At 71.3% G+C, this 14,828-nt stretch carries 13 protein-coding genes; 6 read left to right on the top strand and 7 right to left on the bottom strand.

Annotated elements, in window-relative coordinates; translation table 11 throughout:
- Positions 1-101: 101 nt before the first annotated feature.
- The 4 genes from OF819_RS17965 to OF819_RS17950 all read right to left on the bottom strand — a co-directional run bounded on the left by OF819_RS17965 (position 102) and on the right by OF819_RS17950 (position 4,090).
- Positions 102-1,298, bottom strand: a complete 1,197-nt coding sequence (locus OF819_RS17965; protein WP_267244586.1) for a hypothetical protein — start codon at positions 1,296-1,298, stop codon at positions 102-104.
- Complete coding sequence (locus OF819_RS17960; RefSeq protein WP_267244585.1) at positions 1,280-2,011, bottom strand: ABC transporter ATP-binding protein; 732 nt, start codon at positions 2,009-2,011, stop codon at positions 1,280-1,282. Before OF819_RS17960 ends, OF819_RS17965 begins: the two co-directional genes overlap by 19 nt.
- A 211-nt stretch (positions 2,012-2,222) precedes the next feature.
- The gene (locus OF819_RS17955) at positions 2,223-3,602 is read right to left on the bottom strand and encodes an aspartate aminotransferase family protein (RefSeq protein WP_267244584.1); all 1,380 of its coding nucleotides are present in this window, start codon (positions 3,600-3,602) and stop codon (positions 2,223-2,225) included.
- Entirely contained in the window at positions 3,587-4,090 is a 504-nt protein-coding gene (locus OF819_RS17950; RefSeq protein WP_267244583.1) for an Lrp/AsnC family transcriptional regulator, read from the bottom strand. Before OF819_RS17950 ends, OF819_RS17955 begins: the two co-directional genes overlap by 16 nt.
- 201 nt (positions 4,091-4,291) lie before the next feature.
- Between OF819_RS17950 and OF819_RS17945 the strand changes: the two genes are divergently transcribed.
- The 3 genes from OF819_RS17945 (at position 4,292) to OF819_RS17935 (ending at position 8,228) form a co-directional block, all read left to right on the top strand.
- Positions 4,292-5,731, top strand: a complete 1,440-nt coding sequence (locus tag OF819_RS17945) for a gamma-aminobutyraldehyde dehydrogenase (RefSeq protein ID WP_267244648.1) — start codon at positions 4,292-4,294, stop codon at positions 5,729-5,731.
- Between the two features lie 156 nt (positions 5,732-5,887).
- Positions 5,888-6,733 carry a hypothetical protein gene (locus tag OF819_RS17940; RefSeq protein WP_267244582.1) on the top strand — a complete coding sequence of 282 codons (846 nt, stop codon included), beginning with the start codon at positions 5,888-5,890 and terminating at the stop codon, positions 6,731-6,733.
- A gap of 319 nt (positions 6,734-7,052) precedes the next feature.
- Positions 7,053-8,228, top strand: a complete 1,176-nt coding sequence (locus OF819_RS17935) for an ABC transporter substrate-binding protein (RefSeq protein ID WP_267244647.1) — start codon at positions 7,053-7,055, stop codon at positions 8,226-8,228.
- Positions 8,229-8,270: 42 nt separating this feature from the next.
- Here OF819_RS17935 and OF819_RS17930 read toward each other — a convergent pair whose 3' ends face one another.
- Both OF819_RS17930 and OF819_RS17925 read right to left on the bottom strand, forming a co-directional pair.
- Complete coding sequence (locus OF819_RS17930) at positions 8,271-8,957, bottom strand: glycerophosphodiester phosphodiesterase (protein ID WP_267244646.1); 687 nt, start codon at positions 8,955-8,957, stop codon at positions 8,271-8,273.
- A 43-nt stretch (positions 8,958-9,000) separates the two neighbouring features.
- Positions 9,001-10,026, bottom strand: a complete 1,026-nt coding sequence (locus tag OF819_RS17925; RefSeq protein ID WP_267244581.1) for an adenosine deaminase — start codon at positions 10,024-10,026, stop codon at positions 9,001-9,003.
- A gap of 123 nt (positions 10,027-10,149) precedes the next feature.
- Here OF819_RS17925 and OF819_RS17920 point away from each other — a divergent pair, with 123 nt between their 5' ends.
- A complete protein-coding gene (locus OF819_RS17920; protein ID WP_267244580.1) occupies positions 10,150-10,872 on the top strand; it encodes a DUF4190 domain-containing protein in 723 nt (240 codons plus the stop codon).
- Positions 10,873-11,212: 340 nt separating this feature from the next.
- Here OF819_RS17920 and OF819_RS17915 read toward each other — a convergent pair whose 3' ends face one another.
- The gene (locus tag OF819_RS17915; RefSeq protein WP_267244579.1) at positions 11,213-11,788 is read right to left on the bottom strand and encodes an NADAR family protein; all 576 of its coding nucleotides are present in this window, start codon (positions 11,786-11,788) and stop codon (positions 11,213-11,215) included.
- 175 nt (positions 11,789-11,963) lie between these two features.
- Here OF819_RS17915 and OF819_RS17910 point away from each other — a divergent pair, with 175 nt between their 5' ends.
- Positions 11,964-13,478, top strand: a complete 1,515-nt coding sequence (locus OF819_RS17910) for a gamma-aminobutyraldehyde dehydrogenase (protein WP_267244578.1) — start codon at positions 11,964-11,966, stop codon at positions 13,476-13,478.
- Between the two features lie 71 nt (positions 13,479-13,549).
- A complete protein-coding gene (locus tag OF819_RS17905) occupies positions 13,550-14,809 on the top strand; it encodes a polyamine ABC transporter substrate-binding protein (RefSeq protein WP_267244577.1) in 1,260 nt (419 codons plus the stop codon).
- The last annotated feature ends 19 nt before the right edge of the window (positions 14,810-14,828 follow it).

Raw genomic sequence — 14,828 nt, 5'->3', positions numbered from 1 at the left:
AAACTGGGGGCTCCGCCCCCAGGCCCCCGTTTCCCGGGGGCTCCGCCCCCGGACCCCCGGCTCCTCAATCGCCGGAGGGGCTCAAAAGAGCGTTGGGGATGTCAGCGGAGCAGGGGAAACGCCGCCAGCGTCGCCACCGTCCACGTCAGCGGCGCGAAGACCGCCAGCAGCACACCCGCCCGCACCACCCCCGCGTTGCGGAGCAGACCCGCCGGCGCCCCCTGCTCCCGCAGGCACTCCGCCGTGCGGCCGCGGGTCGTGCGGGATTCGAGCGCGGCGGTGAGCAGCGTCGCCGTTGTGCAGGTGACGACCAGCGCCGCGCCGAGCGCGGTGAGCGGGCCGAAGGGGCGCGGCCCCGTCGCCCCCGTCGCGTACAGGTTCCACGCCGCCACCCCGCCCGCCGCCACCGCGCAGACGACGCCCAGGGGGCGGCCGACGCGGCGGGCGTCCTCCATCAGGAGGCGTCCGGCCAGCAGCCGGGTCGGCCCGGGGTGCACGCCCTGCAGGATGCGCCCGCACTGGTGGGTGAGGCCGGGGCCCATCAGCGCCAGGCCCAGCGCGGTGAGCGCCCAGCCCGCCAGCACTCCGGCGGGGCTGCCGTCGAAGTGGCCGGGCAGTGCGAGCGGCGGAGCGGAAGCGGCGGCCCCGCCCGCCGCCGTGGCTTCCCGGCCCGCGTAGACCTCCACCGCGAGGCCCGCGGCGATGAGCGCCACGCCCCACGGCAGCCCGGTGGGCGCGGTCGGCGGCGCGCCGGGCCGGTCGGGGTCGGTCTCCTCGCCTGGTCTGACCCGCCGCGGCCGCAGCGCCAGCGCCGCCGCCGCGGACGACACGGCGGGCGTGACCGCGAGGAGCGTCAGCGCCGCGCCCACCGGCAGGGGCACGCCCGCGGCCAGCAGCCGCCCCGCCGCGCCGTCGAAGGGCAGTGCGGTCAGATCGCCGCGCAGCTGCAGGAACACCAGCAGCGCCGCCATGCTGCCGAGCCCCGTGGACAGGGCCGTCGTGGTCGCGGCGATGGCGGTCAGCCGGACCGGCCCGAGCCCGATCGCGGACAGCCCGGGCCTCGGCCGCGTACCGGGGTCCGTACGCGCCACCGCCACGGCGAGATACACCGTCGCGGCGAGCGGCACGGCGCACCACAGCAGCCGCAGCAGCGAAGCGGAGGGCTCCCCGGGGTGGGCCAGCGCGTGCGCCATGGCGCACAGCAGCAGAAAGCCGACCCCCGCGGAGGCGGCCGCCACGGTCAGCCGGCGCAGCAGGACCAGCGGGTGGGAGCCGCGGGCTAGACGGAGAGCGAGCACGCGGCCCGGCCTTCCACCTCGGTGATCACGGTGGCCGCCGCCACCCGCCGTCCGTCCGCCAGGGTGATCGAGCGGTCGGCGAGCATGGCCACCTCCGCGTCATGGGTGGCGAGGACGACGGTGATCCGGTGCGAGCGGGCCGCGGCGGTGATGGTGCGCAGCACATGCGCCCGGTCCGCCTGGTGCAGTGGGGCCGTCGGCTCGTCGGCGAACAGCACGGACGGGGTGGCGGCCAGGGCCCGCGCGGTCGCCACCCGCTGCCGCTGCGCCTGGCTCAGCGCATACGGCCGCTTGCGGGCGTGCGCGCCGATGTCGAGGCGTTCCAGCCACTCCGCCGCCGTGGCCTTCGCGGCGCGGTGCGAGACGCCGCGCAGCAGCAGCGGCAGGGCCGTGTTCTCCCAGGCCGTCAGCTCCGGCACCAGGGCCGGTTCGGGGGAGATCCAGCCGAAGCGGTCGCGCCGCAGCCGTTCCCGCGCGGCCGCGGACATGGTGTGCACGGGCGCGCTGTTGAACCACACCTCGCCCTGCTCGGCGACGAGCTGGCCGGACAGGGCGCGCAGCAGTGTGGTCTTGCCGCTGCCGCGGGCCCCGCACACGGCGAGGATCTCGCCTTCCCGCACCCCCAGCGACACCCCTGTCAGCGCGGGCGAGCCGCTGTAGGAGCAGTGCAGTGAGCGTGCCCAGAGCACATCGTTGTCCGGCGGGGCCACCATGGCGTACACCTCGGTTCTGATCTGACGTCCCCCTCCCACGTACTCCCTCGCACGGGGGAACGAACGCAGGGCCGATCGGTCACTCGGCACGCTAGGGAGTCAGTACGGGGGGTGCGCGAAGCACGCGGCCCGGTCGCCGTCCATCTCACTCGGATGGCGGCAACCGGGCCGGGGCGCCAGGGGCCGGGTGCGTCGGGCCGGGGTCAGGGGCTCAGAGCTTGGCCCAGGCCTGGGTGAGCACCGTGCGCAGGATCTGCTCGATCTCGTCGAACGTCGACTGGTCCGCGATCAGCGGCGGCGCCAGCTGGATGACCGGGTCGCCGCGGTCGTCGGCCCGGCAGTACAGGCCGTTGTCGTACAGGGCCTTGGAGAGGAAGCCGTACAGGACGCGCTCCGTCTCCTCGTCGGTGAAGGTCTCCTTGGAGGCCTTGTCTTTCACCAGCTCGATGCCGTAGAAGTAGCCGTTTCCGCGGACGTCGCCGACGATCGGCAGGTCGTGCAGCTTCTGCAGCGTGGACAGGAACGCGCTCTCGTTGTCCAGGACGTGCTGGTTGAGGTTCTCCCGCTCGAAGATGTCGAGGTTGGCGAGGCCGACGGCGGCGGAGACCGGGTGGCCGCCGAAGGTGTAGCCGTGCAGGAAGGTGTTGTCGCCCTGGTAGAACGGCTCGGCGATGCGGTCGGAGACGATGCATGCGCCGATCGGGGAGTAGCCCGAAGTCATGCCCTTGGCACAGGTGATCATGTCCGGGACGTAGCCGAACTTGTCACAGGCGAAGATCGTGCCGAGGCGGCCGAAGGCGCAGATGACCTCGTCGGAGACGAGCAGTACGTCGTACTGGTCGCAGATCTCGCGGACCCGCTGGAAGTACCCGGGCGGCGGCGGGAAGCAGCCGCCGGCGTTCTGCACCGGCTCCAGGAAGACCGCGGCGACGGTGTCGGGGCCCTCGAAGAGGATCTGCTGCTCGATCTGGTCGGCGGCCCAGCGGCCGAAGGCCTCCGGGTCGTCGCCGTAGATCGGGGCGCGGTAGATATTGGTGTTCGGCACCTTGTGCGCGCCGGGCACCAGCGGCTCGAAGGGGGCCTTCAGCCCCGGCAGGCCGGTGATGGACAGGGCGCCCTGCGGGGTGCCGTGGTAGGCGACGGCGCGCGAGATGACCTTGTACTTGGTCGGCTTGCCCTTGAGCTTGAAGTACTGCTTGGCCAGCTTCCAGGCGGTCTCCACCGCCTCGCCGCCGCCGGTGGTGAAGAAGACCTTGTTGAGATCGCCCGGGGCGTAGCCGGCGAGCCGCTCGGCCAGTTCGACGGCCTTGGGGTGGGCATAGGACCACACCGGGAAGAAGGCGAGCTCCTGGGCCTGCTTGAAGGCGGTCTCGGCGAGCTCGGCGCGGCCGTGACCGGCGTTGACGACGAAGAGGCCGGCGAGCCCGTCGAGGTAGCGCTTGCCCTTGTCGTCGTAGATGTAGGCGCCCTCGCCGCGCACGATGGTGGGGACGGGGGCGTTCTCGTACGACGACATGCGGGTGAAGTGCATCCACAGGTGGTCGTAGGCGGTCTGGGAGAGGTCCTTGCTCACGGCTATCGGGTTCCCCACATATAGGTCTGCTTCTTGAGCTTGAGGTAGACGAAGCTCTCTGTGGAGCGCACGCCGGGGAGCGCACGAATCCGCTTGTTGATCACTTCGAGCAGGTGGTCGTCGTCCTCGCAGACGATCTCCACCATCAGATCGAACGAGCCCGCGGTCAGCACCACGTACTCGCACTCGGCCATGGCCGTCACCGCGTCAGCCACCGGGTCGACATCGCCCTCGACGGTGATGCCGACCATCGCCTGACGCCGCAGACCCACGGTGAGCGGGTCGGTGACGGCGACGATCTGCATCACGCCCTGGTCGAGCAGCTTCTGGACGCGCTGCCGCACGGCCGCTTCGGAGAGGCCGACGGCCTTGCCTATCGCGGCGTACGGACGCCGTCCGTCCTCCTGAAGCTGTTCGATGATCGCGAGCGAGACGGCGTCGATCGTCGGCGACGACCCCGATCCGCCGCCGCTGGGGTTCCTGGAGTCTGCACTACGGCTGGCCACCACTTCACTGTGCACGCGTCTCGTCTGTCGCGCAAGCCCTCAGCGATGGAAAGCGTAGTTTTTAGGCTTGGAACTCACTGAATCCGAAGTTGGCGAGGGTTGACCCTGTCGAAAGCGTCACCGCTGGAGCTAGGGTGGCCTCAGGCATTCCAGCATGTGGGCAACTCACCCATCGGACATCTGACAGGAGGGGTGGCAACAGTGACCACCGAGCTGCGTCGTCTGCGCAACTACATCAACGGGGAGTTCAAGGACGCCGCCGACGGGGGGACCATCGAGGTGATCAACCCGGCGACGGGTGAGGCCTACGCGACATCGCCGCTCTCCAGGGAGGCCGACGTCGACGCCGCCATGGCGGCGGCCGCGGCCGCCTTCCCCGCCTGGCGCGACGCCATCCCCGCCGAGCGCCAGAAGGCCCTGCTGAAGATCGCGGACGCCTTCGAGGAGCGCGCCGAGGACCTGATCGCCGCCGAGTGCGAGAACACCGGCAAGCCCGTCGAGCTCACCCGGACCGAAGAGTTCCCGATGATGGTGGACCAGATCCGCTTCTTCGCGGGCGCGGCGCGCATGCTGGAGGGCCGGGCGTCCGGCGAGTACATGGAGGGCTTCACCTCCATGATCCGCCGTGAGCCGGTCGGCGTCTGCGCCCAGGTCGCGCCGTGGAACTACCCGATGATGATGGCCGTGTGGAAGTTCGCCCCGGCGCTGGCCGCGGGCAACACGGTCGTCCTCAAGCCCTCGGACACCACACCGGCCTCGACCGTCCTGATCGCCGAGATCATCGGCTCCATCCTCCCCAAGGGCGTCTTCAACGTCCTCTGCGGAGACCGGGAGACCGGCCGCATGATGGTCGAGCACTCCACGCCCGCCATGGCCTCCATCACCGGCTCGGTGCGCGCCGGCATGCAGGTCGCCGCCTCCGCGGCCAAGGACGTCAAGCGGGTCCACCTGGAGCTGGGCGGCAAGGCGCCCGTCGTCGTGTTCGAGGACACGGACATCGCCAAGGCCGTCGAGGACATCTGCGTCGCCGGCTACTTCAACGCAGGCCAGGACTGCACCGCCGCGACCCGTGTGCTGGTGCACGAGTCGATCCACGACGAGTTCGTCCAGGCGCTGGCCAAGGCCGCCGCGGACACCAAGACGGGCGGCCCGGACGACGCGGACGTGCTGTACGGCCCGCTGAACAACGCCAACCAGCTGGAGCAGGTCACCGGCTTCATCGACCGGCTCCCGGCGCACGCCAAGGTCGAGGCGGGCGGCCACCGGGTCGGCGACAAGGGCTACTTCTACGCGCCCACCGTCGTCTCCGGCCTCAAGCAGGACGACGAGATCGTCCAGCGCGAGGTCTTCGGCCCGGTCATCACCGTGCAGTCCTTCCGTGACGAGGCCCAGGCGATCGAGTGGGCCAACGGCGTGGAGTACGCGCTGGCGTCCTCGGTGTGGACCAAGGACCACGCACGCGCCATGCGGCTGTCCAAGGCGCTGGACTTCGGCTGCGTCTGGATCAACACCCACATCCCGCTGGTGGCGGAGATGCCGCACGGCGGCTTCAAGAAGTCCGGCTACGGCAAGGACCTGTCGGCGTACGGCTTCGACGACTACACCCGCGTCAAGCATGTGATGACCTCGCTCAACGCATAGCACCACGCCCCTGACCGGGAGCGCGCCCCGGACACCCGCCGCCCGGCGGGCGTCCGGGGCGCGCATCTGCGTCAGGCTGCCTAAGCTGACAGTACGGCTCGGGGACGTACATGCGTACGTACGGCTGGCTCGGGGATGCTCGCGCGGGAGGCCACGATGACGGCGTCGCAGAGCGTGGAAGTCACCTCGCACAAGGACATCTGGCCCGGGATCGCGGGTGTGGTGGCCGGCGGCCTGCTGATCGCGGTCCAGGCGCTGTGGTACCGCACCCCGGACATCGAGGGCCGCGGCGCGATCCGCGACGTGGTCGCCTTCTACGCCGACGACGGCAACCGCCATCTCGCGGAGGCGACGGCGCTGATGACGCTGCTGGCGGGCCTGCTCTTCCTGTTCTTCCTCGTCGCCCTCGCCCGGCTGGCCGGGAACCGCTCCCACCAAGTGCTGCTGGGCGGTGTGGCGTTCACGGTGCTGCTGCTCGTCGCGGTGATCGCCGGCAATGTCTACGCCATCACCGTCGACCACGCAGACGTCTTCCCGGTCGCCCCGCAGACCGCGCTGATCGCGATCCTGCTGCTGGAGGTGCAGTACGCGGGCATGGTCGCGGCCATGGTCGCCGCGGCCGTCATGCTCTTCGCCGTCTGGCGGGTGGCGACGGCGGCGCACGCCGCGCCGCAGTGGCTGGGCTGGTCCGCGTTCGCGGTGGCCGTCATCTGCCTGGTCGGCCCGTTCACGGCCTGGCTGACGCCGCTGCTGCTGGGCGTCTGGGTGATCGCGGCCGGGGTGCTGATGATCCTCCAGTCCCGTGAGAAGACCGCGGGACACCTGCCCGCCGGGCCCGGCACCCCCGAGCCGGGGCCCGCCGGCCCAGGGTCTTCCGGCCCGGCCGCCTCCGGGCCCGGTACGGCGCCGGGCCCGACACCGGGTGGCGCGCAGAGCCCGCCCGGCCCGGGCGCGGCGTCGGGTCCGGCCCCGGGAGGCACACCGGGCCCGCCCGCGCCGTGACCACCGCGGCGGCGGTCTGGCGCCCCTCCCGGAGACCTCTCCCCTGGCGCGCCGCTCTGCACGCCGCCCCGCGTCCGGGGCGGCATGCAGGGCGGCGGGGTGCGCTGCACGCCGCTCCGCGGCCGGGCGGCCTGGCCCGGCGGCAGGGTGCGCGGCCGTCGCCAGGCGTGGACGGTGATGTCCGGGCAGCCGCCGCCATGGCGGCCCTGATGATCGACAGGGTGTCGGGGCCCCGCCGCAGGGATGGACGTACCGTCCATTGCCCCGCATCCCCGGCCGCGGCCATCCTTCCCGGGTGCCAGCGACTCGGAACCACCCCATATCCCGACGGTCCCTGCTGCGTTCCCTCGGCGCCGGCGGCACGCTGATCGCCGCGTGCGGCGCACTCTCCGGCTGCGGAGTCCCCGCCGCGTACGTGCCGGCCGGCGAGCGCGCACGGCGCGACGTCTCCGACAGCGACCGCAGCGTGGACTTCGCCAACTGGCCGCTCTACATCGACACCGACGACGAGGACGAGTCCCGTCGCCCCACGCTCGAAGCCTTCACCCGGCGCACCGGGATCTCCGTCCGCTACACCGAGGAGATCAACGACAACGACGAGTTCTTCGGGAAGATCAGCCCGGCGCTGATCAACCGTCAGGAGACGGACCGCGATCTGATCGTCATCAGCGACTGGATGGCCGCCCGCTTCGTACGCCTCGGCTGGGTCCAGGAGATGGACCGCTCCGCCCAGCCCAACGTGGCCGAGCACCTCGACCCACAGCTGCGTTCGCCCGCCTTCGACGAAGGGCGGCGCTTCAGCGTTCCCTGGCAGTCCGGCATCACCGGCATCGCCTACAACCGGCGGCTGCTCGGCCGGGAGATCCGGCAGACCGGCGAACTCTGGGCCGGCGATCTGCGCGGCAAGGTCACCCTGCTGTCCGGGCTCGATGAGGCCTTCGCCCTGCTGATGCAGGGCAACGGCGTCGACATCACCCGCTGGGGAGAGGACGACTTCGACCTCATCTGCGAACAGGTCGACAAGCTTGTCCGGCGCGGCCATATCCGCCGCTTCACCGGCAACGACTACATCAAGGACCTCTCCACCGGCGATGTGCTCGCCTGCCAGGCGTACTCCGGAGACGTCATCCAGCTCCAGGCCGACAACCCCGACATCGAGTTCGTCGTGCCCGAGGAGGGCGCGGAGCTCTGGTCGGAGTCCCTGATGATCCCCAACCTCGCCCGCCGCAAACGCAACGCCGAGGCGCTGGTCGACCACTACTACGACCCCGCGGTCGCCGCCGAACTGGCGAGCTGGGTCAACTATGTGTGCCCCGTCCCCGCCGCCCGCGATGTCCTCGCCGACTCCGGCGACGAGGAGACCGCCGCACTCGCCGAAGACCCGCTGATCTTCCCGGACGCCGCGATGCGGGCACGGCTCGCGATCGCCCGCGACATCACGGCGGGGGAGCGCACCCGGTTCGCCAAACGCTGGAACGCGATCGTGGGCCTGTAGTGCCGCCCCGCAGGACCGTGCCTCGGCCGGACGCCGCCGTCATCAGCGGTGTGAGTCCAGTACGCGGCCGAGGACGTCCACCCGGTTGGTGGTGATGGAGTCCACTCCATGGGCGAGCAGCCGTCGCATCGTGCGCCGGGTGTCCGCGGTCCAGGCCGAGACCAGGGCGCCGTCGCGGTGGACCCGGTCCACCAGCTCCCCGCTGACCAGGCCGAAGCGGTAGTTGAGCCAGCGCGGGCGCACCGCGGCCAGCAGCACGGGGCGGGGCGGGGCCAAGGTCGTCCAGGTCAGGGCGAGTTCGGCGGAGGGGTCGGCGGCGCGGACCGCGAGCATCGTCGCGGCGCCCGCGCTGTAGTACACGCGCTCCGCCGCGCCGCACTCGCGCACCACGCCCACGATCGTCCGTACCGACCGCTCCGACGCGCCCGGCAGATCGATCATCAGCCGGTGTGCGCCCGTGGCGAGCAGCGCCTCGTGCAGCGTCGGCACCCCGCCCAGCGTCAGCTCCTTCAGCTGCGCCAGGGCAAGCCGGTCAAGTGGCCGGTCATGGCCCCACAGCCGCTTCAGCGAGGCGTCGTGCAGCAGCACGGGCGTCTCGTCCAGGGTCAGCCGGACGTCGATCTCGACCGCGTCCGCGCCGCAGTCGATCGCCGAGCGCAGCGAGCCGAGCGTGTTCTCCCGGACGCGGTACGGATCTCCGCGATGGGCCACGGCGGCGACGGGGCGCATCAGGACCGGCTGCTGCCGCACGGGGCGCACGGGGCGGCCGGTTTCAGCGGGCCAGCCACGCGGCCGTGTAGGCGTCGATCTCCGCGGCGATCCGCTCCTTGCCCGCCGGGTCAAGGAACGACGCCTCCACCGCGTTCTTCGCCAGGCCGGCCACGCCCCGCTCGTCCAGCTCCAGCAGCCGGGCGGCCACCGCGTACTCGGTGTTGAGGTCGGTGCCGAACATGGGAGGGTCATCGCTGTTGACCGTCACCGGCACACCCGCCGCGACCATCTCCCGGATCGGATGCCGGTCCAGGTCCGCGACGGCGCGCGTGGCGATGTTGGAGGTGGGGCAGACCTCCAGGGGGATCCGGTGCTCGGCGAGATGGGCGAGCAGCTCGGGGTCCCGGACGGAGCTTGTGCCATGGCCGATGCGTTCGGCACGCAGCTCGGTGAGGGCGTCCCACACCGTCTGCGGCCCGGTCGTCTCTCCCGCGTGCGGCACGGAGTGCAGACCGGCGTCGATGGCGCGGTCGAAGTACGGCTTGAACTGCGGCCGCGGCACACCGATCTCCGGCCCGCCGAGACCGAAGGACACCAGCCCCTCAGGGCGCAGATCGACCGCCAGCCGGGCCGTCTCCTCCGCAGCCTCGAGACCGGCCTCGCCGGGGATGTCGAAGCACCAGCGCAGGACCACCCCGAGCTCGTCCTCGGCCGCCTTGCGGGCATCCTCGATCGCCGCCATGAACGCCTTCTCGTCGATGCCGCGGCGGGTCGAGCTGAAGGGCGTGACGGTCAGCTCGGCATAGCGGATGTTCTGCCGCGCCATGTCGCGGGCCACCTCGAAGGTGAGCAGCCGCACATCCTCGGGGGTGCGGATCAGATCGACGACCGAGAGATAGACCTCGATGAAGTGCGCGAAGTCGGTGAAGGTGAAGTAGTCGGCGAGCGCCGAGGGGTCGGCGGGAACCTTGGAGTCCGGGTGCCGTGCGGCCAGTTCCGCGACGATGCGGGGCGAGGCGGAGCCGATGTGGTGCACATGCAGTTCGGCCTTGGGCAGCCCCGCGATGAAGGGGCGCAGATCGGGCATCGAGGTCCTCCGGGAGCTGTGGATCGGCGCGGGTCCGGCTGGCTGTCACGGATCATCGTAGGCCGCCCGGCCAGGCGCGGAACCCACGCCGTAGCATGGCCGGACCACCGATGGGGGAGAGGAATGTCTGACAATCAGGACGGCCGCGGGACGAGCGGGCCAGAGCCGCGCGACAGCGATCCATGGGCTCCGCCGCAGTACGGAGCGCCCGGTGCGGCCGCGCCGGGTGGCGCGCAGGGCGGTGTGCCGCTTGGCAAGTCCGGGGACGCGCCGCAGCCCGCGCCGGTGCATGACCAGCCGACGGTCGCCGCGATGCCGGCCGCCTCGCCCGACGCCGGCGCTGTGCCCCCGCCGCCCACGGCCCCCGGCGGCCCGGCGGCCGGCGCCTACGGCTACCCCGCGGCCGGGACCGCGAGCACCCCGTATGGCTCGGGCGCCTACCCCGCGTACCCGGCGGCGACCGCCTACCAGAGCTACGGCCAGCCCGGCTGGCAGCCCTCGCCCTCCAACGGCATGGGCGTCACCGCGATGGTGCTCGGCATCCTCTCCGTCTGCCTGTTCTGCCTGTACGGAATCGTCGGCCTGATCCTGGGCGTCCTCGCGCTGATCTTCGGCATCCTCGGCCGCAAGAAGGCCCAGCGCGGCGAGGCCACCAACGGCGGCATGGCCCTGGCGGGCATCATCCTCGGCTCCATCGGCATGCTGCTGGGGGCGGTGATGATCGGGTTGCTGGCGTGGGGGATCACGACGGCGATCAATGAGGAGCGGAACAAGGGCGACGAGTACGACTACGACTACGACAGCTACTCGAATGTGCTGGTCGTCGACGAGGGGGCGGCCCGCTAGGCGGGTGCCCTTTCCCTTCCCGAACCTGGGGCTGAAGCCCCAGACCCCGTTTCCCGGGGACTCCGCCCCCGGACCCCCGCGCCTCAAGCGCCGGCGAGTCTGAGCGTGCAGCCTCCGCGCCTCAAGCGCCGGCGAGGCTGGAAAATCCAGCCCGTTGGGGGCACCTCCCAGCGGTAGCTGGGGGAGATTGAGGACACGGCCGAAGGCCGTAGGCGGGTCTGGGGGCCTGCCCCCCTAGTTGCGGGCAGTGGGGGTCCCCCACGCCCCCAGGGCATAGGGCCAGGGCAAGGTCCCCCGGCCCGCGCACCGGCTAGCTCCGTGCCACGGCGGAGCCCCGGGCCTACGGGAGGGCCTCGGCTCGCAGTGCGTCCCGCGCCTCCATCAGCGCGAAGCCCAGCAGATTCAGCCCCCGCCACTGCGCGGGGTCATGCGCGCGCTCGTCGGCAGCCGTGAGGCCGATGCCCCAGACGCGGTCCCGCGGGCTCGCCTCGACCAGCACGCGGTCGCCCGTCGCCAGCAGGAAGTCCCTCAGGTCCGGGTGCTGGCGGAACTTGTGCAGGCTGCCGGTGCGCACGATCGCGAAGCGCTCGCGCTCCCATATCTGCTCGTCGAAGCCGCGCACCAGCCGTCCCGCGGTCTTCGCCGCACCCGGGCTCGTCGCCTGGAGCACCTGGCGCTCGGCGTCCGCGTCGGCGAAGAGTCTCGCCTTCTCCGCCATCATCCAGTGCTCCGCCGTGGCGTAGCGCACGCCGTCGACCGCGAAGGGCGACGGCCACCACTGGCTCAGACAGCTTGCGCCGATGCGGCCGTCCTTTCCTGGAGCATGGCCCCAGAAGTGGACATACTTGACTCTCTTCCCGCTGTTCAGACGGTTGAGCAGCGCTTCGGTCGCCTCGGTCCCCGTGTGTGTCCCCATGCAGGCGAGTCTGGCACCCGCCACTGACAGTGCGTATGCCAACGGGCCCGTCGACCCGACACATGGTCGACCGATTCCGTCGCGTAACCAAAAGGCAACTACGGAATCGCTTGTTAGACAGCAGTCGCTCTGTCAGGATCGGCACTCAATTCGAGCTGGAACTACGGAGAGCGTGATGGGCAACCGCTTCCAGGCACAGGATCGCTTCGCGGACGGCGCGCAGTACATCGCCGGCCGGCTCAGGCCCGGGACCTCGGGACGTACACAGGATGTGGTCGATCCGGCCACCGGGCAGAGAGTCCACACCTACGAGCTCGCAGGCCCCGCGGACGTGGACGCGGCCGTGGCCGCCGCGCGTGAGGCGCTGCCCGGCTGGTCCGGGGCCACCCCCGGCGAGCGCTCCGACGCGATGCACCGTTTCGCCTCCGTGCTCGCCGGGCAGGCGGACGAGCTGGCGCGCGCCGAGTCCCTGCAGTGTGGCAAGCCCATCAAGCTGACGAGCGAGTTCGACGTGCCCGGCACGGTCGACAACACCGCCTTTTTCGCGGGGGCCGCCCGCCATCTCCAGGGCCAGTCGGCGGGCGAGTACAGCGGCGACCACACCTCGTATGTACGGCGGGAGCCGATCGGCGTGGTCGGCTCCATCGCTCCCTGGAACTATCCGCTCCAGATGGCCGCCTGGAAGGTCCTGCCGGCCATCGCCGCGGGCAACACGGTCGTCCTCAAGCCTGCTGAGATCACCCCGTTCACCTCCCTGATGTTCGCCGAGGCCGCCGCCGAGGCGGGCATCCCGGAAGGCGTCGTCAACGTCGTCAGCGGCGCGGGCCGGGACGCGGGCGAGCAGCTGGTCGGCCACCCGGATGTGGCGATGACGTCCTTCACCGGTTCCACCGCCGTCGGCAGACGTGTCGCCGAACTCGCGGTCGCCACCGTCAAGCGCCTCCATCTGGAACTCGGCGGCAAGGCCCCCTTCGTCGTGTTCGACGACGCCGATCTGGAGGCCGCCGTCCACGGCGCGGTCGCCGGAGCGCTGATCAACACCGGTCAGGACTGCACCGCCGCCACCCGCGCCTACGTCCAGCGGCCGCTGTACGACGCCTTCGTCTCCGGCGTCGCCGATCTGATGGCGACCGTCCGCCTCGGCGACCCCTTCGACCCCGCCACCGACCTCGGCCCGCTCGTCTCCCATGCCCAGCGTGACCGGGTGGCCGGCTTCGTCGAACGCGCCCGCGGCTATGCGACCGTCGTCACCGGCGGGGAAGCTCCGCAGGGTGAGCTGAAGAGCGGCGCGTACTACCGCCCCACCCTGATCACCGGAGCCGCGCAGACCAGCGAGGCCGTGCAGTCCGAGATCTTCGGCCCGGTCCTTGTCGTCCTGCCCTTCGACTCCGACGACGAGGGCATCGCTCTCGCCAACGACACGCCCTACGGACTGGCCGCCTCCGCCTGGAGCCGGGACGTCTTCCGTGCCAACCGCGCCACCCGCGAGATCAAGGCGGGCTGCGTCTGGATCAACGACCACATCCCGATCATCAGCGAGATGCCGCACGGCGGATATCAGGCCTCAGGCTTCGGCAAGGATATGTCGGTGTACTCCTTCGAGGAGTACACGCAGGTCAAGCATGTGATGTTCGATAACACCGCGGTCGCCGCGAAGGACTGGCACCGCACGGTATTCGGGGACAGGTAGGACAGACAACCGCCGGCCGCCGACCACGGCCTCCCTCTCCCGCAAGGGCAGATCCCGAAAGGGCACAGCGCATGGATCAGTACGAGCCGGAGCCGGACGGCGCCCTGTCCCGGGCGCAGCTGGCCGCGATGCGACGCAGTCTCGCCCGCAGCGAAGGACGCGGCCTCACCCGCCGCTCGATGCTGCGCGCCTCCGGCGTCGGCGCGCTCACCGCAGGCGGCCTGGCCGCCCTGGGCGCCTGCGGCATCCCGCCCGCGAAACGCTCGGGCGACACGGCCGCGGCCGACGACCACTCGGCCGAGGAGAAGCAGCTCAACTTCTCCAACTGGACCCAGTACATCGACATCAGCGACGACGAGAAGCACCGTCCCTCGCTGGAGGCGTTTGCCAAGCGCACCGGGATCAAGGTCAAGTACACCGAGGACATCAACGACAACGTCGAATTCTTCGGCAAGATCCAGCCGCAGCTCGCCGCGGGCCAGGACACCGGCCGCGATCTGATCTGCGTCACCGACTGGCTCGCCGCCCGGATGATCCGCCTCGGCTGGGCGCAGAAGCTCGACCCGGCGAACCTCCCGCACGCCTACGCCAACCTCAGTCAGCAGTTCCGCACGCCCGACTGGGACCCCGGCCGCGCCTACACCTATCCCTGGACCGGCATCTCCACCGTCATCGCCTACAACGCCAAGGCCACCGGAGGCCGCGAGATCACCTCGGTCTCCCAGCTGCTGGACGACCCGGCGCTCAAGGGCCGCGTCGCCTTCCTGTCCGAGATGCGCGACAGCGTCGGCATGACCCTCCTCGACATGGGCAAGGACCCGGCCACGGTCACGGACGACGACTTCGGCGCGGCCGTCGCCCGCCTCCAGAAGGCCGTCGACCGACGCCAGATCCGCCGCTTCACCGGCAACGACTACACCTCCGACCTCAACAAGGGCGATATCGCCGCCTGTCTGGCCTGGGCGGGCGATCTGATCCAGCTCCAGGTCGACAACCCGGACATCCGCTTCGCCATCCCGGACGCCGGCTATATGACCTCCACCGACAACCTCCTGGTCCCGGCGCAGGCCCGGCACAAGACCAACGCCGAGAAGCTGATCGACTACTACTACGAGCCGCCGGTCGCCGCCCAGCTCGCCGCGTACATCAACTACGTCTGCCCCGTCGCCGGCGTACGCGAGGAGCTGGCGAAGATCGACGACTCGCTGGCGTCCAACACCCTGATCCTCCCGGACGAGGCCATGGCCGCGAAGTCCCATGCCTTCCGCTCCCTCGCCACCGAGGAAGAGACGGCGTACGAGGAGAAGTTCGCCACGCTCATCGGCGCCTGACCGGCCCGCGAGGCCCCGG

It is taken from the genome of Streptomyces sp. PR69, from assembly GCF_026420845.1.
Taxonomy (GTDB): domain Bacteria; phylum Actinomycetota; class Actinomycetes; order Streptomycetales; family Streptomycetaceae; genus Streptomyces.
Note: the sequence above shows the minus strand (reverse complement) of the source record. Positions and strands in the feature narration are given on the sequence as shown.